Annotated in this window: 20 protein-coding genes and 2 pseudogenes; 7 read left to right on the forward strand and 15 right to left on the reverse strand. The window is 45.8% G+C overall.

Annotated elements, in window-relative coordinates:
- Positions 1-4: 4 nt before the first annotated feature.
- The 5 genes and pseudogenes from MKX42_RS16805 to MKX42_RS16820 all read right to left on the reverse strand — a co-directional run bounded on the left by MKX42_RS16805 (position 5) and on the right by MKX42_RS16820 (position 3,689).
- Positions 5-580 carry a dihydrofolate reductase family protein gene (locus MKX42_RS16805; RefSeq protein WP_340753485.1) on the reverse strand — a complete coding sequence of 192 codons (576 nt, stop codon included), beginning with the start codon at positions 578-580 and terminating at the stop codon, positions 5-7.
- Positions 581-1,360: 780 nt separating this feature from the next.
- The gene (locus MKX42_RS16810; protein ID WP_340753486.1) at positions 1,361-1,849 is read right to left on the reverse strand and encodes an NUDIX hydrolase; all 489 of its coding nucleotides are present in this window, start codon (positions 1,847-1,849) and stop codon (positions 1,361-1,363) included.
- Between the two features lie 151 nt (positions 1,850-2,000).
- Positions 2,001-2,225, reverse strand: a pseudogene (locus tag MKX42_RS33445) (GNAT family N-acetyltransferase); the annotation flags it as partial.
- Positions 2,226-2,290: 65 nt separating this feature from the next.
- Positions 2,291-2,617 (reverse strand): hypothetical protein, encoded by a 327-nt coding sequence (locus MKX42_RS16815; protein WP_340753487.1) that lies wholly within the window; start codon positions 2,615-2,617, stop codon positions 2,291-2,293.
- A 181-nt stretch (positions 2,618-2,798) separates the two neighbouring features.
- The gene (locus MKX42_RS16820) at positions 2,799-3,689 is read right to left on the reverse strand and encodes a LysR family transcriptional regulator (protein ID WP_340753488.1); all 891 of its coding nucleotides are present in this window, start codon (positions 3,687-3,689) and stop codon (positions 2,799-2,801) included.
- A 123-nt stretch (positions 3,690-3,812) separates the two neighbouring features.
- Between MKX42_RS16820 and MKX42_RS16825 the strand changes: the two genes are divergently transcribed.
- Positions 3,813-4,667, forward strand: coding sequence for an alpha/beta fold hydrolase (locus MKX42_RS16825; protein ID WP_340753489.1), 855 nt, complete (start codon positions 3,813-3,815; stop codon positions 4,665-4,667).
- A 136-nt stretch (positions 4,668-4,803) separates the two neighbouring features.
- On the opposite strand, the gene MKX42_RS16830 is transcribed toward MKX42_RS16825, so the two are convergent.
- Entirely contained in the window at positions 4,804-10,392 is a 5,589-nt protein-coding gene (locus tag MKX42_RS16830; RefSeq protein WP_340753490.1) for a sugar-binding protein, read from the reverse strand.
- 419 nt (positions 10,393-10,811) lie between these two features.
- On the opposite strand from MKX42_RS16830, the gene MKX42_RS16835 reads away from it, so the two are divergent.
- Positions 10,812-11,129 (forward strand): transposase, encoded by a 318-nt coding sequence (locus MKX42_RS16835; RefSeq protein WP_340750981.1) that lies wholly within the window; start codon positions 10,812-10,814, stop codon positions 11,127-11,129.
- Positions 11,130-11,140: 11 nt separating this feature from the next.
- A complete protein-coding gene (locus MKX42_RS16840; RefSeq protein WP_339311273.1) occupies positions 11,141-12,004 on the forward strand; it encodes an IS3 family transposase in 864 nt (287 codons plus the stop codon).
- 802 nt (positions 12,005-12,806) lie between these two features.
- Here the strand turns inward: MKX42_RS16840 and MKX42_RS16845 are convergent.
- Complete coding sequence (locus tag MKX42_RS16845; RefSeq protein ID WP_340753491.1) at positions 12,807-12,938, reverse strand: hypothetical protein; 132 nt, start codon at positions 12,936-12,938, stop codon at positions 12,807-12,809.
- A 258-nt stretch (positions 12,939-13,196) separates the two neighbouring features.
- Between MKX42_RS16845 and MKX42_RS16850 the strand changes: the two genes are divergently transcribed.
- The gene (locus MKX42_RS16850; RefSeq protein ID WP_340753492.1) at positions 13,197-13,940 is read left to right on the forward strand and encodes a suppressor of fused domain protein; all 744 of its coding nucleotides are present in this window, start codon (positions 13,197-13,199) and stop codon (positions 13,938-13,940) included.
- Positions 13,941-14,058: 118 nt separating this feature from the next.
- Here the strand turns inward: MKX42_RS16850 and MKX42_RS16855 are convergent, their stop codons facing one another.
- The 4 genes from MKX42_RS16855 to MKX42_RS16870 all read right to left on the reverse strand — a co-directional run bounded on the left by MKX42_RS16855 (position 14,059) and on the right by MKX42_RS16870 (position 16,503).
- Positions 14,059-14,304, reverse strand: coding sequence for a hypothetical protein (locus MKX42_RS16855; protein WP_340753493.1), 246 nt, complete (start codon positions 14,302-14,304; stop codon positions 14,059-14,061).
- Between the two features lie 24 nt (positions 14,305-14,328).
- The gene (gene arsC / locus MKX42_RS16860; RefSeq protein ID WP_340753494.1) at positions 14,329-14,748 is read right to left on the reverse strand and encodes an arsenate reductase (thioredoxin); all 420 of its coding nucleotides are present in this window, start codon (positions 14,746-14,748) and stop codon (positions 14,329-14,331) included.
- A 21-nt stretch (positions 14,749-14,769) separates the two neighbouring features.
- Positions 14,770-16,059, reverse strand: coding sequence for an arsenic transporter (locus MKX42_RS16865; RefSeq protein WP_340753495.1), 1,290 nt, complete (start codon positions 16,057-16,059; stop codon positions 14,770-14,772).
- Positions 16,060-16,176: 117 nt separating this feature from the next.
- Entirely contained in the window at positions 16,177-16,503 is a 327-nt protein-coding gene (locus MKX42_RS16870) for an ArsR/SmtB family transcription factor (protein ID WP_036701483.1), read from the reverse strand.
- 131 nt (positions 16,504-16,634) lie between these two features.
- Here MKX42_RS16870 and MKX42_RS16875 point away from each other — a divergent pair, with 131 nt between their 5' ends.
- From MKX42_RS16875 to MKX42_RS16885, 3 genes and pseudogenes are all read left to right on the forward strand, one after another.
- The gene (locus MKX42_RS16875; protein ID WP_340753496.1) at positions 16,635-17,084 is read left to right on the forward strand and encodes a MarR family winged helix-turn-helix transcriptional regulator; all 450 of its coding nucleotides are present in this window, start codon (positions 16,635-16,637) and stop codon (positions 17,082-17,084) included.
- A 59-nt stretch (positions 17,085-17,143) separates the two neighbouring features.
- Positions 17,144-17,684 (forward strand): annotated as a pseudogene (locus MKX42_RS16880) (methyltransferase domain-containing protein).
- Positions 17,685-17,696: 12 nt separating this feature from the next.
- The gene (locus MKX42_RS16885) at positions 17,697-18,194 is read left to right on the forward strand and encodes an arsinothricin resistance N-acetyltransferase ArsN1 family A (protein ID WP_445669327.1); all 498 of its coding nucleotides are present in this window, start codon (positions 17,697-17,699) and stop codon (positions 18,192-18,194) included.
- A gap of 62 nt (positions 18,195-18,256) precedes the next feature.
- Here the strand turns inward: MKX42_RS16885 and MKX42_RS33450 are convergent, their stop codons facing one another.
- The 4 genes from MKX42_RS33450 to MKX42_RS16900 form a co-directional block, all read right to left on the reverse strand.
- The gene (locus tag MKX42_RS33450; RefSeq protein ID WP_445669381.1) at positions 18,257-18,358 is read right to left on the reverse strand and encodes a DinB family protein; all 102 of its coding nucleotides are present in this window, start codon (positions 18,356-18,358) and stop codon (positions 18,257-18,259) included.
- The gene (locus MKX42_RS16890) at positions 18,313-18,459 is read right to left on the reverse strand and encodes a hypothetical protein (protein WP_340753497.1); all 147 of its coding nucleotides are present in this window, start codon (positions 18,457-18,459) and stop codon (positions 18,313-18,315) included. Before MKX42_RS16890 ends, MKX42_RS33450 begins: the two co-directional genes overlap by 46 nt.
- A 75-nt stretch (positions 18,460-18,534) precedes the next feature.
- The gene (locus MKX42_RS16895; protein WP_340753498.1) at positions 18,535-19,344 is read right to left on the reverse strand and encodes an AraC family transcriptional regulator; all 810 of its coding nucleotides are present in this window, start codon (positions 19,342-19,344) and stop codon (positions 18,535-18,537) included.
- Between the two features lie 2 nt (positions 19,345-19,346).
- Complete coding sequence (locus MKX42_RS16900) at positions 19,347-19,802, reverse strand: GNAT family N-acetyltransferase (RefSeq protein ID WP_340753499.1); 456 nt, start codon at positions 19,800-19,802, stop codon at positions 19,347-19,349.
- Positions 19,803-19,814: the final 12 nt, after the last annotated feature.

Below are 19,814 nucleotides of genomic sequence, written 5' to 3' on the forward strand. Positions count from 1 at the left end.
GAGGTTATTTAACGATCTGGTATACCAGGCCTATGGCTCCAGAATCAAATGTTTTGTTCTCGATAAGCTTCAGATTAATCTTCTCCTGGACACCTTGGAATAACGGCAAGCCGCTGCCGATCACGACGGGGGAGACCGTAATTTTATATTCATCGATTAAATCAAGCTGCATAAGGGTATGAGCGAACCGGGGACTGCCTAGGATAACGATATCCTGACCTGGCTGCTGTTTGAGACGTTTGATCTCGTCCTCGACGTCCTCTTTGACCAGTCTGGAATTATTCCATTCGACGTTCTCCAGCGTTGTGGAAAATACCACTTTGGCTGTCTTCTCAATCCATTCCGCATGATCCCGTTCGTGCTGTGAAGCGGAGGGATCTGCTGGGACGGAAGGCCAATAACTATGCATCATCTGATAAGTTCCCCGACCCCAAACTACAGTGTCCGCAGTGCTCAGAATTTCTCTCGCGTGTTTCTCCAAGTCACCATCGTAGGCAATCCATCCAATATCCATCTCACCATTCGGGCCTTCTACAAAACCGTCAAGCGAAGCGTGCAGGAACAGCACAAGTTTTCTCATATTCGTTGATCCTCCGATGTTCAATTTGGTTATTAGGCTTAGTATAACTCATTATGTTTTCAATATTAAAGTTTAAGATTTAAGGATTGATTATGGAAGAGACAGCATATCTTAAAAATTGCTAAAGATAAGAATCCAGGCTGAACTTGGTCAGGGATATTACATAATATGGTATGATCATAATCAATCTTATAAGCTGGTGTAATATACAATTGAGTCGCAGTTCACTTTCAAATGAGAACTTATTCACAAAATCCGTATTTTGTACATATGTCTCTATGAAGACTAACAGCCTTTTGCATCTCTGATTGTTCATTGTACGCTATTCCTGCTTTTTTGAGTAACCCCCCTTTTTTCTTGCAGTAAATGAAGTTATTGATTTAACACGAGACTAATCCAATAATAAAAGCAGCGGCAGTCTAAGACTTAATAAATAAAGTCTTAGACTGCCGCTGTTGTCGTTGAACTAACGTTTCCCGTTAAAGTTCACCAAAAAAACCGCTAACAGATAAATATTCTGAAAGCGGCTTGAAAATCATGTCCATATACCTGTAAAAAAATACATTTAGATAATCATCAAATCGGCAATAGGACCATGTTCTTGTCCACCGACACTGTTGCTGTTCATGATTTGCATCGCAACTTTTTGTAGTGTGTACGATATCATCGATTTAATTTCCCCTTTAGCACTTTCATGCTGATAAGGACATTCGAATTTATTAAGTATCTTGTTTATTGAGCTAACGTTTCTGTTAGTTCAACACGCGATCCCTCGTACAACTAAACACTCCTTTGAAGCTTGACATTAAAATCTGTCGTTGACGCAGTGACATACTCCATATAGTTCACAGTGCCGTTAAAATTTAAATACGCTTCATAGCGCATGCGGATCCCAGGTAAAGTAATCAAATCCAGAACATGTTCCTTTGGAACCCATCTGCAATCGCTCGTTTCATTAGAAGTAGTTAATTCTCCTCCCACAGCTTTACACACGAAATCGAACATGACCTTCGTTGGGACATCAGTCACACCGTCATACCACTTATGGATTGCTGTATTCGAAACTACACTAATTAAATGGCTAACGGTGGCGTCTATTCCACTTTCCTCTTTGATTTCACGAATAACGCCATCAACCAAATTTTCTCCAACTTCGGTTATCCCACCAGGATACACCCAACCATCATCATGGGCTTTTACTAAAAGGATATTTCCATTTCCATCTTCTACAAATCCGCCTGCAGATACAATATGTGTCGGGAACGTCATTTTACAACCTCCAAATAAGATAAAGTTGTATATTTATTCCACTTCATTCCTGTACCTTCCTGCTTTTGCGAATTTATTAATTAAGTATGCTAATGTACGGATTGGCTTAAATCGTTTTTTCGAATGGAAATGGTTTATGCTTTTGCGATGATCACCCTCTCATACAAGTGCGCGCTCCAGAGCCCGCGTCAAAGCAACCCTGCAACACGTATCCTAGATTTACGTAGTATGAATTCAGTCTTGGGTTGTCGGCCATACAGTCGAGACGAAGCCGGCTGTTTCCAATGGCCCGAACATAACTCTCCGCGTAGCGAATGAGTTCACGGCCAATTCCTTCTCCCTTCCGTTTGCGTGAGACGCATAACCGATGAACATACCCTGCGTCCTCGTGAAGTTAAAAAAGAACCCTCAAATTACTTTAAGGGCTCTTTTATATTCAATTCATTCGAAGTATTTTTGGGTAAACTTATCAAGAAGCGCCTCCATCTTATTCAATAGCTCAATACCTTCTGCTCCCTTCTTTTCACCTGCATTATATTTGGTGAAATTTATTTTGGTCGTCTTCATGCTGTCCCGCATTAAAATGAACGGGAATTTTGCCCCTGCCTGATGGTAGTTGTATATTTCTTTCAACTCTGAATTATTTTTATTGGGTTTAATGTTTTTCAACCCGGATACATACTTAGTATAGTTGGGCACTACAGTATTATTTAAAGCCAGGAAATTTGCGTAGTCCAGCCGTAGCTTTATCAAATGATTGAATGGCATTCGCCTTGTCTTCCAGATTCAGGTATCCGTACTTGCCGATGTAAACTCCATTGCTCTCTTTTTTCCCCACGCCCTTATCCGCATCGGATTTTAGTTTAACAATTGAACATAATAGTTACTCACTTTATATTCATAATAGCTTAAAAAGCTACCGAATTTTAGACAGAGTGTTCACTAACCCCTATACCCATAAAAAACACTGGAGTTCAGATTGAAAACTTTTTGCAGTAAAACTAAGCTCACGATTTTTATGAACAATTAGACCATGCGAAAAACTCATTTTGGAATTAAACGGAAGGATCTTTAGTGTACCCGTCTTTAGTTCGTTGTTGATAGCTATTTCAGGGAGTAAGGCAAAACCTTTTCCACAGCTTACATATTGTTTTATCATCTCAAGACTTGGTAGCTCTAACGCATCTTTAACCATAATACCAGCATTTTTTAAAACACCTACAGCAGACGTATGATACAAACAAGATGTGCCGTTACTGATAAAAAGTTGGTCATTTAGAATCTGAAATCCCGCATTTCTCACTTTCCGAGCTATATCCTCAGATGCAGCAAAAACAATCGTCTCCTCCATAATTGGATAAAAAAGAATATCTTGGCGATTCGGATCTTGAGGAACAATCCCAAAATCTAACTCATAATCTAGTACACCATTTAGGATATCTTGATACGATCCTTGTTCAATACGCAAATTTACGTTTGGATAATTTCTTGTGTATTCCTGAACAAAGGGAAGCATCCGTGTAAGAAAGAAAGATTCCTGTGTTCTAATACGTATTGTTCCGCATGGCTGATCCAGTTCGTTCATACTTTCTTTAAGGGATTGACTTAAGTGAACATACTGATAAGCATATTTTGAAAATACCTTTCCCGCTTCTGTAAGTTCTATCCCTCGTGGATATCGATGAAACAATTTTTGTCCGCTAATTTTTTCCAACTGTTGAATATGAGTTGTTACTGTGGACTGAACATAACCTAAACGAACCGCAGCTCGACTGAAACTTTTTTCTTCAAGCAAAGCAATAAAGGCCAGAAAAAAACGACCTTCTAATAAATCTATCATATCGATCACCCTTCAATATTCCAAATTGAAATAGTAGACATTCAATTTATTCGTTAGTCAAATACATGGTTTTATTATACGATAACCTTAGTTCAAAGCCAATTACACTAAGGAGATGTAAGAATGAAGATTAGTTACCATCAGCAAAAGGTTGGAGATATTGAAGTTTTTTATCGTGAAGCTGGTCCTAAGGACGGTCAAGTTATTTTATTATTACACGGTTTTCCATCTTCAAGTCATATGTTTCGCGACCTAATTCCCAAACTGGCAGAACAATACCGTGTCATTGCCCCTGATCTCCCTGGATTCGGTCATACTACAACCCCACCGCGCAGTCAATTTAAATTCACATTCGATAGCCTGTTCCAAGTTATTGATGGTTTTACTGAAGCATTAGTTCTCAAACAGTATGTACTTTATGTGTTTGATTACGGTGCACCTGTTGGTTATCGTTTGGCAGTGGCTCACCCGGAAAGAGTTCAAGCAATTATTAGTCAGAATGGCAACGCTTATACTGAGGGATTTAGTGATGCATGGGGATCCTGGGAGACTTATTGGCACTCTCCGACACCTGATAATCGTGAAGCATGTCGCGATTCCTTGACCCCCGAGAGCATTCGCAACTTCCAGTATCTACATGGAGCTGATGCTAGCCTTGTTTCACCAGACGGTTATTCCCTGGATATTTTTTACATGTTGCGCCCCGAGGCTGAGGAAATCCAACTGGACTTGATTCTTGATTATAGAACAAATGTGGATCGTTATCCTGATTTTCAGGCCTACTTCCGTAAGTATCAACCTAAACTTTTAGCCGTATGGGGTAAAAATGATCCTGCCTTCCTCCCTGCTGGAGCTGAAGCTTATAAGCGTGATATTCCATCTGCGGAAGTCCATTTACTTGATACAGGGCATTTTGCTCTCGAAACACATGCTAAAGAGATCAGTGAGCTTATTAAACAATTCTTAAAAAATGATTAATACAATCTCCCAATGAACTGTGAAAGTGATTTCATGGTGCTGCGGAGCAGATTCCAGAAATCAGGATTGCTGAAAAGAGACCCTTCCGGCTGGATCTTGCCCAGCCGAAAGGGTCCGCATGTTTCTGTTTACGCTTTTACTTAGCGAGATATTCGATGAACTTTATAAAGATAGTAGCTACTTCAGCGCGGGTGGCATTGGCTTGGGGGGCAAAGAAGTTGTCCGGCTTGCCTGATACAATTCCGATGCCCTGCTGTGCCTGAACGGCCTTCAACGCCCATGAGCTGATCTGACTCTCGTCCGCGAAGGACTTAGATTGACTTTCAGGTATCTCATAGCCCTTGTACTTCATGTAATTGTACAGCATCACCAGCATCTGCTCGCGTGTCATCGGTGAATTGGGTTCAAACAGGTCTGCGTTTATACCGTTGACTATGCCGCTTTCGGCCGCCCACTCGACTGCCGCCGTGTACCACTGCCCATCCGTCACGTCGCTAAAGCGGGAATTTGTGTAGCCGGAGCGGTTTACGTTCTCAAGATTGGCCAGTACCTGTACGTACATCGCACGCGTCATTGAGGTGCCCGGTGAGAACGTCGTGGACGTCGTGCCGTTGAAAAGAACGTATGTGTAAGCGGAGTTTACGTAGCTGTAGAACCAGTCGTCCATGTTGACATCCCTGAAAGGATTGCCAGACACCACGAGGAAGCCCAGCGGGGTGTCGTCATCGAACACAAATTCCGTACCCTCATGGATGTTCAGCGACATGCCTTTGTCTGGGCCGGCACTCGCGCCGCCGTGTAGTTTCACTTCGGCGCTCTTGCCCGCCGGAATGGTCACCTTACCTTTTGAGTCTATAGTCGTGCCTTCGGGTACCTTAATCTTCGTCCCGCCCTTGGTCGCAATCTCGCCGCCGCCGGGCAGGGTGGTGTTGCCGTTCTTATCCGTGACCGCGGGCTTATCCTTCGGTGTGTTCACTGTGTAGGTCGGCTTCAACGATCCAGTGACTGTCCCGGTGCTGGTATTTCCGGTATTTCCCGTATTGCCACCAGAAGGATTGGGCACATTGGAATTGGAAGCCGTCGGCGTCGCCGTCGCACTCATCTCCGCACTGTCGCCCTTCGTGCTCACCGCAACGATCTTGAAGGTATAGCTTTGGCCATTTTTCAGGCTCTTGAAGGTATATTGGGTCGCCTTCGCATCTAGTGTGACCGGCGTCACGTTTCCATACCAGACCTTGTAACCCAATATTGCGCTGCCACCATCGTCAGCCGGAGCAGTCCAACTCAATGTGACCTGTCCGTCGCCCGCCGTCGCCTTGAAGCTGCCCGGAGCACCGGGTACGCTCGTTTTTCTCTGCGCGAACATCCAATCAAAGACGTCAGTGTAGTCATTGTTCCAAGTCGGCAACTTAGAGGACTGCGCCGTAGGTTTAAGGCTCCACTCCTTGTTGGAACCTACATTGGACAATGTATCCGTGTACCCTGAAATATTGTTCCACAGAACTGAAGCTTCCATCTCATGGCCGGAAGGAATCCAATTGGTTCCATTAACAGGTGCTTCCGCCTTTGTCCATTGGTCATAAGGCCAAACGAATATTTCATTTCTGTCGATGAACGTGTGCCTGGCGTTTTCCAATAGGGGCATTATATTCGCTATATAAGTTTCCGCCCCTGTTTTTATTGTTGAAGAATCAGTTGTGTTAACGAATGACCAGTATGCAAAGTTTTTAAGAGTTTCGGCTTGTTTCGCGTTGATTGATGGTGGATAAGACATAGGCGCCGCGGCTGCGAGCAAATCGGGATATGTCGTCAAGAAAGTATTAGTATAAGCGGATCCCATAGAGAAGCCTGCCATGTAAATACGGTTGGGGTCAACAAGTCCCTTACTTACCAGATCATCGATATATGCCTTTAAGGTAGCGGGTGTTGCCTGAACGTTGTTTTGAGCCCGCAAAGCGATTATATGACTAGCGTATTTAGAGTTCTTCTCCATTTTTTTCATAAGCGCGGTCGCTCCGTTGGCGGACCTGATGGGCGCAAAGGTATCCCCGTCCTGTGTACCGCCGCGGGTAGAACCGTGAGCATAGATGTAAAGGGGAAGCCCTTTTACCGGAACGCCGTTGCCATCCTTATGAATATAGAGTCCATACTGCATCGCTTCCGCGTTGTCAATTTTGGGACCCACTTCAAATTTGTCGATGATTTCATTGATGGTTCCTGACTGTGCGAAAGACGACTTAACAATGGCAGCCTTGCCAACAAGCTTGATATCGCCACTAGCTACAATGTTGTAATTCTGGATGGTGGATTTGGATGCTTCCAAAGTGGACTGTCCGCCGGTTAATGTCCAAAATTCCAATTCTACAACAATGTAGCGGCCTTTAGTAAGTCCAGCTTGATAATCAGGGGAGTTCTGGTTCACACCCTTATATCCTCTGGGTCTAGGTTGGTCATTCACGTATACTCTACGGACGGTGCGTTTGCCTTGATATGCCGGGTCACCGTTCAGCAGAGTATTCCTCGCCGAGACTGTAAACAGGTTTGAACTAAGGTCGGCACCCACAGCTTCATTTCCCGCACCCAGATCGATGATAACGGCTGTGGTAAATTCTCCGGTAGCAAAGTTATCGTTATATACGATAAAGTTAAGCAACGTTGCGGCCGGATCGGGTTTGAATGTAACATGGATTACCTTGTCATCGGTGTTCACGTTTTTCAAGGTAAAGGTATTGTTTGCAATCTCTACAGACGCACCATTTACAGTTACGGTATCCACGACATAACCGCTAATCGGAGTAAATGTAAAGGATTGGCTTCCGCCGTCAGCTACCCGAATCAAGCCGGATGGCGAGATAGTGCCGTTTAATCCTGCCGTGGCGTTAACGGGGTGCCTGGATACCGTGGAGCCCCCAAGCAGCAGCAAGCTATTCTTGAAGCTGTCAGAACTGCCATAACCCGCGTCGGGCTTACCTAAAGCGGATACAACCTCATAACGGTCATTCCCCGCACCCGTTGAGTTATTGATGTACACATCAAACGTAATCGGAGAATTGCTCGTGAATTCAATGGTTCTTCTAGGTATCTTCACTTCCGCGATATACCCGGTGTCCGTTCGTTTAACCGAACCGTCGCGGCCCGCAGCGGCTTGACCTGAGAAAATACCGCTTGCGCCAATACGCCACTGGTTTGAGCCACTTTTTCCGTCACCGACATAAAATTCCACGCTGTCGGTCATGTACTCAGTGCCAGGCGTGTGGCCGGTGCACACATTCGGGTCTGTAACCACAACGCGTGCATACAGAAAGTCTTCGTCCCAAAATACTTTGGCTTTGCCGGTAGCCTTGGGGCCTATCTTCTGGTCGGGTGCGCTACTGTTGTTGATGTCAAACTCCACAGCTTGTTCCCAAAGTTTGTCGTTTGTGCCGAGTACAGGTGAACCGTATCCGGCAACAGGCCGATTGTTCGCTGCGGTCTGCGCGAACATCCAATCAAAGACGTCAGTATAGTCATTATTCCAAGCCGGCAAGTTAGAGGACTGCGCTGTTGGCGCTATACTCCAAGTCCCCATCGTTATGTCGTTGTAAAGAACCGCCGCTTCAACTTCGTGCGCCACCGAATCACTCAGGACAGGTGAATGGTTCGGATTCGGTTTCTGATTCGGCTGATCAAACTGATTGTAAGGCCATATAAGAGCCTCATTGCTCTCAAAGCGTGAAGCTCTCGCATTGATCATTTTCGGCATATTGACGGTTATGAAGTTAGCGAGGTTAGTCTGGTATACTCCAACGTTATACTCATTGATAAACATCCAATAGGCCAGGTTGGTGTGAACGTAGTTGGCGTTCGCGTTCGGTGAGCCGCTTACCGGAGACATAGGTGCGGCGGACGCGAAGAAGCCGGGATAAGCGTTAACTAAGCTGTTCGTATACTGGCCGCCCCATGAGAAGCCCGCCGCGTAAATACGGTTAGGGTCTACTGCACCGCTGGCAATCAGGTCGTCTATAACCTTCTTAACATTGGCTGTGGAGGGAGTACTCGTGCCATTGTAGGATATATTCAGGATATGGCTGGCGTATTTCTCGGGATATTTTTCCATTTTCTTCATCAGAGCGACTGAGCCGTTGGCGGATTTCATGGCCGCTTTTGGGTCAGTCGCAGCGCTTGTGCCGCCGCGTCCCATGCCGTGGGTATAGACATACAGCGGCAAGCCCCGCGCCACCTCACCGTTTCCATCCTTGTGAAGGTAGAGCGCACGATTGACCGAATTGCCCGTAGGTGCTGTAAACTGGTCAAGGATCGGATTCACAACTTTTTCCTGTTCAAAAACCGCGTAGTTAAGCGGATCCCCTTCTGTCAGTACGAGCTCGCCGTTTTGGACGACGCTGTAAACCTGTTTTGTTGAGTTCATGTTGCCATCCAGCGTTATATTGCCGCCGCTCTCTGAATAAAATTCGAGCTCAACTACGATGTAACGGCCGCGTTCCAGTCCGTCCTGGTAATCCGGTGAATGGCTTACCGTCCCCAGATAGCCGCGTACCTTCGGTTCGTCATTGGCGTATACCCTAGTGATCTTGCGCGTCCCTTCAAAGGTTACCGAGTCGCCGTTCAGGGTCGTGTTCCTAGCCGAGACGGTAAACAAGTCCGGATTAAGCTTGGAGCCTTCCACCGCCTTCCCTTCGCCTAAGTCAATGATGACAGCCGTCGTGTACTCGCCACGGGCGAAGTTGTCGTTCCATACAATAAAGGGGAGCAACTCCGCGGTCGAATCATTTTTGAATGTCACTTGAAGGGTATGGTTAGCGGCAACATTTGAAAAGGTATACGTGCCATCATCGGATAGAGCTGCGTCCTCTCCATCTACCTTTACGGTGTCTACAATTTTGCCGTAATCGGGGGTAACCGTAAAGGTTGTGTCTGAGCCGCTAGCTATTCTCAGAACATTGCCGGGTACGTTCGGCGTTATTCGGCCGCCCGATTCCGCCGTGGCGGTGATTGAGAATCTGTCATCCGCTTCATTGGCGGCAATGAGATTTAGGCTGTTTGTATAAGAAGCAGCATTGTTGTAAGCTGCATCCGGAGTTCCGAAACAGGAAACGACTTCATAGCGGTCACCGCCCTTTTCCGACGAGTTATTGATATAAACTTCAAAGGTAAACGGGCCTGCCTGCAAGTTCAAGGTTCTTTTAGGTATTCTCATCTCCACGATATATCCTGTGTCCGTGATCTCAGTCCACGCAGCTCTGCCCGGAGCGTTTTGCCCTGAAAATACGCCTGCCGCGCTGATGCGCCATTGATTCGCGCCTTGGGTTCCAGCGCCCGCATAAAACTCCAGGCCGTCGTACTGATAATCATTGCCGGGTCCCTGATATAGATTGCTGTCCTCCACGACTACACGGGCATACAGGTAGTCTTGGTCCCAAAGGATCCTGGCTGTGCCTGTGGAATGGGGCCTGGGGTCGCCGGGCACAGTACTTTTGTTGATGAGATGCTCCATGGTCAGGGCCCACAGCGGGTCGTCTGACCCGAGTTCGGGAGTTCCAAAAATGGCGGTCGGCGTTTCATTTGTCTGCAAGCTTGTAAGAGCTGTAGAACTGCTGTCGCTATTAAGTGCTTCTGTATACTCGTTGTTGTCAGTGGCGGCGGCAAAGCTGGCAGGCATTAGTGATGCCACCAATAGCAAGCAGCATAGGAACACGAGCATTCTGCCAAATCGTTTTGACATCATTGAAAATCCTCCTTTTTTCGATCCGTGCATCCACGGCTTACGCCTATCGTAAACACCAAGGCTTCAACAGCTTGCTTCATCGCAGCGGATATAACAACGCTTTCATAATTTCCTCCTCCATAAATTAGTTGTTATTTCACCCTATTCCTATGTAGAATTTCGCAATTTATTCAAGTATCAATCTAGTACTTCATCAGATTTAAAATAGTGGAGCAGACGCAATTCCCCTTCAAATTACATCTTTTTTTCAAGCGGGCGTTGTTCTTCAGGGGCGTTTGGCTTAGCGTAACGGACTGAGGTGCTTTTATTTGGGAAGAAAGTCGCTAATTGGATGAGTAAGGGACTCCATGGGATTAGAATTGAAAGTAGACGACAGTTAACGGACGGAGGGATAATAAGGGCAACGGAGGTGCATCCCTATGGGAGAAAAACGACAACGGTACAACGAAGAATATAAGAAGCAAACGGTAAAGTTCATTCAAGAGCAGACGAAGAGCATAGGGGACATCGCGCAAGAGCTGGACATTCCGAAAAGTACGCTGCACCAGTGGATGGGGAAATACCGGGAGCTAAAGAATGAACCGGTAGCCAGTATGGATCGGGTACGGGAACTCGAAGCCGAGCTCCAAGAGATGCGCCGTCAGCTCCAAGAGAAAGACAGTCGACTTGCCGATACAGAGGAAGAATTGGCAATCGTAAAAAAAGCAGTGCACATCTTCAGCAAACCAAGGAATTAAGATTCCAGTTTATGAAGGACCATCGCTCCGCATTTCGCTTGGAGAAGATGTGCAGTACCCTACAGGTATCCAGGAGCGGATATTACAAGTGGCTGAACGCCAAAGCCAGTGTGCAAGCCCTCCGCAAGGCTGCTGTTATGGAGCGAATCCGGTACCATTTTGACGACCATCAAAAACGGTATGGAAGTCCGAAGATCACCCGCCTGCTGCATCAGGAAGGCTATACGGTCACGGAACGCACAGTGAGTGTGTACATGCGAGAAATGAAGCTCCGCTCTATTGTATCTAAGCCATACCGAGTGCAGACGACCGATTCCAAGCATAATAATCCCATTGCACCAAACACACTGAACCAAGAGTTTAAGGTGCTTAAGCCCAATACCGTATGGGTCACCGACATCACGTATATCCCTTGTCGTGGAGGTCGCTTATACCTAGCTAGCGTCATGGATCTATGCACGCGAGAAATTGTAGGGTGGCGGCTGTATAACCATATGGAGACGAGCCTGGTCTTAGACGCGCTGCAGGCGGCGTACACGGCGAAGCGACCCGGCGAGGGCCTACTGCACCACTCTGACCGAGGGTCTCAATATACCTCAAAAGAATATGTCGACCAACTAAAGACATACCACATGAAATCCAGCATGAGCCGTAAAGGAAACTGTTACGATAACGCCTGCATTGAGTCTTGGCACAGTATTTTAAAGAAAGAGCTCATCTACTGTAATCCGCGCTTCAAAAACCCGGAACAGGCATATGATGCTATTTTCCAATACATTGAGTTCTATTACAATCGCAAGCGAATGCACAGCTCACTGGGGTATCTTTCCCCCGCCCGCTTTGCTAAGCAATTCACTAAAAAATCCGTTGCGTAACAGTCTACTTTCTTGACAGAAGTCCACCACAGGCCTTATCCTTTGCACGTCAGCTCCGAAACGTCTCATAGAGAGACTATAAGGTCGCTTGAGTCCGTTACGCTGCTAAAAGTGGCGTTTTCGCGGGGATAAGATCTCTCCGGTCCGTTAGATTTTCGGTTGATTGGGTTTAACAAGCTTATCCATCCTTTTTAATCTGATGCTCTACTAGAGTGTTGTTATCGAATGTTTATAGTTTCTTAATAGATGCCAACTTCATCAATAATTGCTGAACCCAAGTTTGATTAGCTGTTCATCAAATCGACAATATTACCATGTTCTTGTCCTCCGACATTTGTTTGTGATTTTTAGTGTTGTCCTTCGATAAGAGCATAGTCACTTGTATGACAAGAAATGGCCCCATTGGCGACAAGTCCCCTTCTGGCCAGAAAAAAACAACTCCTTAGAGTTGTTTTAATAATAATGTTTCTTAATATGGGTTTTAGCTAAGCCTTCTCAAAAAAGTAAACGGTAAGGCTAATGCAGACATTCCCCATGCTGGAAGAAACAGCAATACTCTCTGGAACCTATTCCTGGTATCTTCTTCAAATGTATGAGCACATTTCCAGAGAAACTTTTCAGACCTTAAAATGATTTGCCTGCCAACCAAAAACAATAAAAATAACATGTTCATACTAAAAACACCACCCGATTTAAATTAACCACTTACCAGAAAAAAGAGCACGCGAATCTTCCTTTGTAGAAAAGGAAGATTCGCGTGCTTCGCGTTTTAAGGTATTTGATTATTAACAGAATACCAGGATTAATCATTTCCTGCAAATATTATTTGGTCAAAAATCTTACCGAATATTTTCGCAATGTTCTTGGCATCGTCGATACCTCTATGGTGAGTACCTTCAAGCGGCAGTTTAAGCATAGTCAAGGCTCTTTCCATGCCTACTCCCCTCTCCTTACCAATCAATCTCCCGTGCTGATGCTTGAGACTGATATGGTTATCCGTCCATTCACTTGCGATTTGATGTAGTGCACAATCCTTCTGCAACTGGTTTTTATCATAAAATCCCCAGGAGCAGAGGACATAAGGTTCGTTACCTATCCACTCTTGGTTTTGTTATACTTTCAAGTGAGGTTTCAAACCTTCTATTTTCTTTTCGCACTTTAATTATATACCCACACAGAGGAGCGCAAAGACATGAACTTTTTCAAAAAATGGTTTGGCGGCAATACAATGGGGAAATCGGAAGACGGTACCACCATTTATGGTTATGACGCTGTGGATGAGCAGCAGATTACACCTCCCTCCAATATTCTGTACATGGAAGAATTAAACGACCATTTCAATCGGGTCTTTCCCAACCGGGAAACCGGCGTGTTCCATGAACTGATTTCAGACATCGTACATATTGATGTGAATATTATGGAGGCCACACCAGATGAGCCATACCGGGTGCTGTACACCAATGGGATGAGCGATCTGCCGATGACACTCCCACAGGAGATCCGGGAAGAGTACAAGCATCTGGAGCGCGCGGAGCTGATGATGTTTTTGCCGGCGGACTGGCCGCTTACTCAGGAGGATTTTGAAGCGGAGGAGAACTACTGGCCCATCCGGCTGATGAAGATGCTTGCCCGGTTCCCCCATATGTATCAGACTTGGCTTGGCTACGGCCATACGATCCCCAACACTGAGGATTATGAGCCCTATGCGCCTAACACTGGGCTGTCCGGCGTGATCCTGTATGCTCTGCCGGAAGAGGTTAGCACCGTCCATACGAGAGATGGCAATCAGGTTCAGGTTTATTTCCTGGTCCCCCTGTACCAGGAGGAAATGGGGTTCAAGCTGGAGTCCGGCATGGACGAACTGGTGGCCAAGCTTTTCGAGCTTCCAGAGGATTTCCTCGTTCTGAATCCTAATAGATTCAACGCTTGTAAATAACCGCCCCGATTAAAGGGGTGGAAATAGCTTTAAAAGGCTGAGCCTAAGTCAAGAATATGACTTTGGGTTCAGCCTTTTTTCTAGTCTACCCAGTATACTTAGTCTTTCTCTTGTTCTTTCAGGCCTCCCGCCTGGTATCCTCTTCCCAAGAACGGTAGTAATCAATTTTACCCCGCAGAATTTCCAAAGTCTGATGAATCGTTTGAGCCTGCTCGATTAATTTGAGCTCATGCTCTTCCAGAAGTTTTCTGCGCTCTGGAATGCCCTCATTGCCAAGCCGCATCATATCAGCGAACTGTTGCATAAGTGCGATCGATCGGCATTCCTGTTGTCCTAAGCTTTGCGAGTAATTGTCCAGCGACAATAGTTATGTTTCTGGATATAAAAACTACTCACCTGTTTCAGCAAATCGTTTGATGCGCTCGCCCACTTGATCACGAACCCGCTGAAACACCGCCCATTTTTCCTCATCTGTTCCTTGGGCCTTCGCCGGATCAGCGAATCCCCAGTGTTCACGTTTGACTTGTGGTGGAGTCATAGGACATTTATCGGCTGCATCACCACACAACGTAATCACGAGATCGGAGCTGTTCAGCAGCTGCGGATCAATAATATCTGATGTTTGACCTGAGATATCTATGCCTACTTCACTCATCGCCTGAACGGCTTTCGGATTTAAACCATGAGCCTCAATGCCGGCACTGTACACATTCCATTCATTGCTCAAATATTTCTTGGCCCAGCCTTCGGCCATCTGGCTTCGGCAGGAGTTTCCTGTACATAAGAAGTAAATGGTTTTCTTATTCATCAGTCGCAGTCTCCTTTGATTTTAAAATAGATTTAATGTTATATATAAACCAAGCAGTGTGATGACCAGCGTTGGGATCGTCAAAATAATGCCTGTTTTGAAGTATGTTCCCCAGGATATCTTTACTCCTTTGGTGGAAAGCACGTGCAGCCACAGTAAGGTAGCCAGTGAACCAATGGGTGTTTTCTTCGGACCTAAGTCAGAACCAATAACATTTGCATATATCAAAGCTTCCTTAATCAGTCCGGAAGTGTTCGTGGCATCAATGGCCAGTGCATCAATCATTACAGTAGGCATGTTGTTCATTATGGAGGAGATCACCGCGGCAATAAAGCCCATCCCCATCGTTGCTGCGAACAGCCCTTGATCGGCAACGGCCTGGATGGCATCAGCTAATACATTCGTAAGCCCCGCATTTCTTAGACCATATACGACAACATACATGCCGATGGAAAAGAAAACAATCGCCCAAGGTGCTCCCTTCACCACTTCCATTGCAGGTACAGCTGGACTTCTCCTTGCCATAAGCAGGAAAAAGATTGCGATAACCCCGGCTACAACGGACACTGGGATATTCAGGAACTCACTCACGAAGTACCCTGCCAGCAGAACCGCTAATACCCACCAGGATAGCTTGAGCATCTTCTTATCTTTGATAGCTTCCGCCGGATTTTTCAGCTGGGAGCTGTCAAAGTTTCTGGGAATGCTTTTGCGGAAGAAGAAATAAAGCACGAGAATACTTGCCCCTAAGGAGAATAAGGTAGGCATTATCATCCGTCCGGCATATTCCATAAAGGTAAGTCCAAAAAAGTCAGCTGACACGATATTTACTAAGTTGCTGACAACCAGCGGTAAAGAAGTAGTATCTGCTATGAACCCGCTGGCAATGATGAAAGGAAACACCCTCTTCTCATCAAAATTCAGCGCACGGACCATGGCCAGCACAATCGGTGTTAGAATGAGCGCTGCTCCGTCGTTAGCAAAAAATGCCGCTACGATGGCGCCAAGAATGATGACATAGATAAACATCCGGGTTCCATTCCCGTTAGCAGCTTTGGCCATATGTAAAGCAGCCCATTCGAAGAATCCAATTTTATCGAGGATTAGGGAGATCAAAATGATTGCTACAAAGGCCAATGTGGCATTCCACACAATCAGCGTAACATCCAGAACATCCTTCAAGCTGACGACACCGACAAGTAAGGCGAGTAACGCTCCGCCGCAGGCAGACCAGCCAATGGACAGATGTTTAGGCTGCCAAATGACAAAAATTAATGTGACGATAAATATAAGACTCGCTGAAACTACCAAATGATCTCCCCCATTATATGTCTATATAACACATTGCAGAGCACTCCCTTCAAATGCTTAAGTATAATAACGTACATCATTATATAATTATATGATTATATATTCAATATCAAAATATTACTCGCAGCAGGCAGCACCAGACGGCTTGTTTAAACTGGATAGAATGAAGCTGGTATCCGGTGTAAGCTGAAGAATGGCCGCAACATGAGGCTTATCTTCAATGCTTAAAGAGTAATACACCCACTGACCTTTTTTTTGTTCCTTAACCAATCCGCTGCTTTTCAATTTGCGCAGATGCTGGCTTACGGCTGGTTGGGAGATGTCAAAAAGATCCACGAATTCACATACACACCACTCCCGTTCTTTTAAAAGGGTTAGAATCGTGAGCCGTGTTTTATCTCCAAGGAGTTTTAAATCTTCCGCAAGTTCATTTAGTACATTCATATAAAAGCTCCTCCCATCTATATAAGGCAATACTTATATTCTAAGACCTTAATGGCCAATTAGCAACCAGATGAAAATAATATTTGCATTTTGCAATCAATTACGGTATAACCAGTTCAAGAGGTGAACACATGGAAACCCCACGAGAACTATTTCAAATCATGACCCGGCGTTTAGGATTGCTCAATAAGGACTGCTGCAGTGTAAGGGGATGTAAACTATCCGCGGCCCAAAGCCATCTGCTTTATGAGATCGCCCGGAGCCACAATCCTTCCATGCAGCAAGTTGCCGAAGTACTGGGCACGGATATTACCACCTTCAGCAGACAAGTCCAGTCGTTGGTGAAAATGAATTTGGTAAAAAAGACACCTGAACCCAGCGATCGGAGAATCTATACCCTTTCCCTTACTTCCGAAGGAAAACTGGTGGCTGCAACTATTGATCAACAAATGAATGAATACCTGAATGAAGCCTTCTCGCATATGAGTGAGTTTGAAGTAGAAACATTGCTACGATCCATCAAGCTTTTCAACGATGCTATGGGGAAGTCCAGCAATTGCTGCGCACCTGTTAAAGGGTGATTTCCCTTGGCCTTTATTTGTAACTTGCAAGTTATTTTAATGATAAGGAGTGTGTATTCATGAACAAACTTACGAATGACCAAATCCGCCAAAATGTACGGGGACGTTATCAAACCATTGCTGTACAAAAGGCCGAACCTGCCTCCTCCTGCTGCTCCTCTGCTGACAGCTGCTGTGACAGCCCAACTGATTATGATGCCATATCTGCTAAAATGGGATATTCTAGTGAGGATCTGGCCGCAGCTCCTGAAGGCGCAAATTTAGGGCTGTGTGATTAACCTCTCGCCTGATAAGCAGCAAGTATTCCGTGAAGCCTATCGCGTTCTTATGCCCGGAGGGCGTCTGGCCATCTCTGATATTGTAACTACAGCTGAGCTCCCCCCCGAGATCAAAAATGACCTGGGCGAATTATATTCGGGTTGTATCTCCGGGGCCTCTTTCATTTCTGATCTGGAGATGATGCTTCAGGAAAGTGGCTTTACTGAGATCCATATTGAGCCCAAAGACGAATCCAGAACATTCATCAAAGATTGGGTTCCCGGTGCGAACGTTGAGCAATACATCGTCTCTACTGTGATTAAAGCGAGAAAACAATCTTAAGGGGATGTTCAAATGATCACTACATTAACTGTTCGTCAGGCCACACCAGAAGATATCGGTAGTATCCTCCGAATCTATAATCAGGGAATCGAGGATCGAATCGCTACACTTGAAACAGAGACGAAAGATTTCTCTTATATGGAGGCGTGGTTCAAAGATCATCAAGGCCGCTATAGCGTTATTGTAGCGGAACGAGAAGGTGAAGTGATTGGCTGGGCCTCCCTGAATCCCTATTCCCTCCGCTGCGCTTATAACGGGGTCGCTGACCTGTCCGTTTACATTGATCGCGGCTTCCGTGGCCAAGGTGTAGGCAGCTCCCTCCTGGAGTCCTTACACAAGGTAGCAAAAGAAAATAGCTTTTATAAAATGGTTCTCTTTACCTTTCCGTTTAATGAGAGTGGTCAAGGATTGTACCGGAAGATGGGCTACCGGCAGGTCGGTGTATTTGAGAAGCAAGGATTAATGGACGGAGCGTTCATAGATGTGATGATTATGGAGAAGCTACTATAGTCTCCAAAATACGAAAAGGCCCAAGCGACTGTTTCTGTTGTCAAATTGGGCTAATATGATCACTAAAGTTTAGCGAGGTTCATTTTCGGCGGGATATATCCGAGTTGTCTGCCCATTTTTACAATTTGTCCTCTATGATGAAATTCGTGGGTAGTAGCCCGTATAGCAATGGCGATTGCTCCACATAAGCCTTGATATCCATTCGTCTGGCGACCGACTTTAATGCGTCTGCCGCTTGCTGTTCCCAGTCTTTGTTATCATGCATATTACATTTCCCCCTTCTACAAGTATTTCAAGTGTACTTGCGCAGAAGGATGTAATCTTGTAAAAAATTGCTCTTCTAAATCGACATCGCATATTGCCTGGGCGTTGCCCCTACAATTTTCAAGAAAGCCTTGGTAAAATGGCTTTGGTCATAATAACCTGCCTCTGCCGCGATATCAACGATAGGACGTTGCTTCGCCAGTTGGATTTTGGCATGATTGATGCGCAGCAGGTTTTGATAGGCGTGAGGGGGCAGATGGCTCCCTTTCTTGAAGAGCCGGATCAGATGAAAGCGGCTGATTCCGGCTTCCTGTTCCAATTGCTCAAGCGTGACCTGCCCGGTAAAATTCGCCTGTAAGTAGTCTTTGATCCGCTTCACGTATTTTTGCTCCTGAACACCTGATGAGCCTGTGTGCCCCAGGTCATTCTCGTTAGGGTCAACCAAAGCTTGCACCAGTTCAATGAGAGCCGTCTCGGTTTCAAGCGGAGTACCGCTGCCTGCGAGCGCACCCATCGTATGATTTAATCGTTTGCGGCACGCTTCATTCTTGCCTCCGCCCAGCAAGAACGGGATGTGCAGCTGATTAAGCTCCCCCCGTCCAAGCTTGTGCAGCCAGTCTGGGCGGATAAACAACATCTTATAGCGCCATTCCACGTCCGGTGCCGGATGGCAGGCATGTAGCATCATCGGCGGAAAACTGATCATCCTACCCGCTTCCACCTGAATCTGTTCACCGTCGCACCAAGCGTTCGTGTGGCCTGCATCTATGAGCCCGACCGAATATTCTTCGTGAAAATGCCTATGGTAGGCTAGATCGTCCGCCGTACAGTGCTTCCCCTCCAGAAAGGGAAGCGCTTCATCCCGGTAAAACGTAACTTCAGGCATGACTACAGTTCCTTCGTCATAAAACTACTATTCGGATCTGGGATATAATCTGCAAATGGCTCACAATAGGTGAAGCCGAAATCTTCATACAGCTTGCGGGCGGGGATGAATGAATCCATGGAGCCAGTCTCCAGACTGATCCGTTTGTACCCGCGGCTTATGGCTACTTCAATAATATGAGCAAGAATATTTCTGGCTACACCTTTGCGCAAATGCTTCTTAGCAGTCCGCATCGATTTGAGCTCAGCATGTTCTTTGTCCAATTCCTTGATCGCCCCGCAGCCCAGAAGCTCTTCATCCTCCCAAGCGCACCAGAAGGTAATTTCCGGCTGCTTCAACCCGTCCAGATTAAGGGCATGAATGCTCTCTGGCGGAGAGTCCTCTGCCATTCCTTGCAAATGTTCTGCAATTAATCCAATCACCTGTGCTCCACTTAAATCATCTACAAGAATCTTCACTGCAACCACTCC

It is taken from the genome of Paenibacillus sp. FSL R7-0204 (assembly GCF_038002225.1).
GTDB lineage: Bacteria > Bacillota > Bacilli > Paenibacillales > Paenibacillaceae > Paenibacillus_AQ.

Excerpts from the sequence above, each read along its gene's own strand:
- MKX42_RS16815 (WP_340753487.1), bottom strand. The coding sequence starts at position 2,617 with ATGCCATTCAATCATTTGATAAAGCTACGGCTGGACTACGCAAATTTC.
- arsC (WP_340753494.1), bottom strand. The coding sequence starts at position 14,748 with ATGAATAAGAAAACCATTTACTTCTTATGTACAGGAAACTCCTGCCGA.
- MKX42_RS16835 (WP_340750981.1), top strand. The coding sequence starts at position 10,812 with ATGGGAGAAAAACGACAACGGTACAACGAAGAATATAAGAAGCAAACG.
- MKX42_RS16820 (WP_340753488.1), bottom strand. The coding sequence starts at position 3,689 with ATGATAGATTTATTAGAAGGTCGTTTTTTTCTGGCCTTTATTGCTTTG.
- MKX42_RS16885 (WP_445669327.1), top strand. The coding sequence starts at position 17,697 with ATGATCACTACATTAACTGTTCGTCAGGCCACACCAGAAGATATCGGT.
- MKX42_RS16830 (WP_340753490.1), bottom strand. The coding sequence starts at position 10,392 with ATGATGTCAAAACGATTTGGCAGAATGCTCGTGTTCCTATGCTGCTTG.
- MKX42_RS16850 (WP_340753492.1), top strand. The coding sequence starts at position 13,197 with ATGAACTTTTTCAAAAAATGGTTTGGCGGCAATACAATGGGGAAATCG.
- MKX42_RS16840 (WP_339311273.1), top strand. The coding sequence starts at position 11,141 with ATGAAGGACCATCGCTCCGCATTTCGCTTGGAGAAGATGTGCAGTACC.
- MKX42_RS16895 (WP_340753498.1), bottom strand. The coding sequence starts at position 19,344 with ATGCCTGAAGTTACGTTTTACCGGGATGAAGCGCTTCCCTTTCTGGAG.
- MKX42_RS16875 (WP_340753496.1), top strand. The coding sequence starts at position 16,635 with ATGGAAACCCCACGAGAACTATTTCAAATCATGACCCGGCGTTTAGGA.
- MKX42_RS16890 (WP_340753497.1), bottom strand. The coding sequence starts at position 18,459 with ATGCATGATAACAAAGACTGGGAACAGCAAGCGGCAGACGCATTAAAG.
- MKX42_RS16845 (WP_340753491.1), bottom strand. The coding sequence starts at position 12,938 with ATGGAAAGAGCCTTGACTATGCTTAAACTGCCGCTTGAAGGTACTCAC.
- MKX42_RS16805 (WP_340753485.1), bottom strand. The coding sequence starts at position 580 with ATGAGAAAACTTGTGCTGTTCCTGCACGCTTCGCTTGACGGTTTTGTA.
- MKX42_RS16870 (WP_036701483.1), bottom strand. The coding sequence starts at position 16,503 with ATGAATGTACTAAATGAACTTGCGGAAGATTTAAAACTCCTTGGAGAT.
- MKX42_RS16825 (WP_340753489.1), top strand. The coding sequence starts at position 3,813 with ATGAAGATTAGTTACCATCAGCAAAAGGTTGGAGATATTGAAGTTTTT.
- MKX42_RS16810 (WP_340753486.1), bottom strand. The coding sequence starts at position 1,849 with ATGACGTTCCCGACACATATTGTATCTGCAGGCGGATTTGTAGAAGAT.